This window comes from Mesorhizobium sp. M7A.F.Ca.CA.002.05.1.1, assembly GCF_003998335.1.
GTDB lineage: Bacteria > Pseudomonadota > Alphaproteobacteria > Rhizobiales > Rhizobiaceae > Mesorhizobium.
Map to the genome: position 1 here is coordinate 1 of NZ_RZQI01001322.1, position 1,120 is coordinate 1,120.

The 1,120-nt window shown below is 66.2% G+C and carries 1 protein-coding gene and 1 pseudogene; both read right to left on the reverse strand.

Going from position 1 to position 1,120, the window contains the following annotated elements; translation table 11 throughout:
* On the reverse strand, positions 1-811 hold an 811-nt coding region (locus EN939_RS35250), incomplete at its 3' end, for an efflux RND transporter permease subunit (protein WP_164751563.1).
* Positions 808-1,120, reverse strand: a pseudogene (locus EN939_RS35255) (efflux RND transporter periplasmic adaptor subunit); the annotation flags it as partial. The pseudogene EN939_RS35255 and the gene EN939_RS35250, both read right to left, overlap by 4 nt.

Genomic DNA, 1,120 nt, shown 5'->3' on the forward strand with positions numbered 1-1,120 from the left:
GGCCGAGTGTGACGGTGGCGACATCGCGGATGCGCGTCGTGCCGCCGATGATGATGTTTTCGAACTCTCCCGGCGTGGTGACGTCGGCAGTCGTGCGGACGATCAGGTCCTGGTTGGTCGTGGTGATCGAACCTGCGGGGGAATCGAAGGCGACCGAGGCAAGGGCGGCCCTGAGGTCGGCAACCGTGAAGCCGAGGCTGGCCAGCTTGTTCTGATCGACGTCGATGCGGAAGATCTTGTCGCGGTCGCCATAGACCTGGACGTCGGCAACGCCGGGCACGGCGGCCAACTCGTCCTCGATCTGGTCCTGGACCCCCACGGTCATGTCCTGGATCGACATGTTGTCCGAGGTCACCGCCAGCCGCATCACCGGGTCGGAATTGGCGTCGGCCTTGACGATGCGCGGCGGATCGGCGGTGTCCGGCATCTGGTTGGCGACGCGGCCGACGGCATCACGCACGTCCGAGGCGGCGACATTCAGATCGACGCCATCGTTGAACTCGATGGTGACGCGGCTTGAGCCGAATGAGGAAGACGACGAGATCGACTTGACGCCGGAGACGCGGGCGACGGCGCCCTCGATGGTGTCGGTCAGCTCGCGATCGACGGTCTCGGCCGCCGCGCCCTCGAAGGTGGTGGAAACGGTGACGACCGCGCGATCGACATCAGGCAGTTCGCGGATCTCGACGCCGTAGAAGGCGGCCAGGCCGGCGACCGCAATCAGTGTGTTCAGCACGAAGGCCATCACCGGCCTGCGGATGAACAGGGCGGTGAAGCCGGTCTCGCTGGCAGTGTTGGCGGGGCTGGTCATGTGCCTGCGGCGGCGTCCGCGGCGCGCTGCTCTTCACCTGCAAGGCGGACCGCGCCGCCCTCGCTGACGCTCTGGGTGCCCTCTGTGACCACCATGTCGCCATTGTCGATCTCGGCGTCGATCAGCACGGTCTCGGTGTTGCGCTGTATGATGCGCACCGGGACCCGCCTGGCCTTGCCATCCTCGATCTGCCAGACATAGGCGCCGTCCGACCCCCACAGGATCGCCAGCGGGCTGACGGCCGGATAGATTTGCCCCGGAAATTTCATGGTGATGCCGAACGACATGCCGGCGCGCAACGAATCCGCA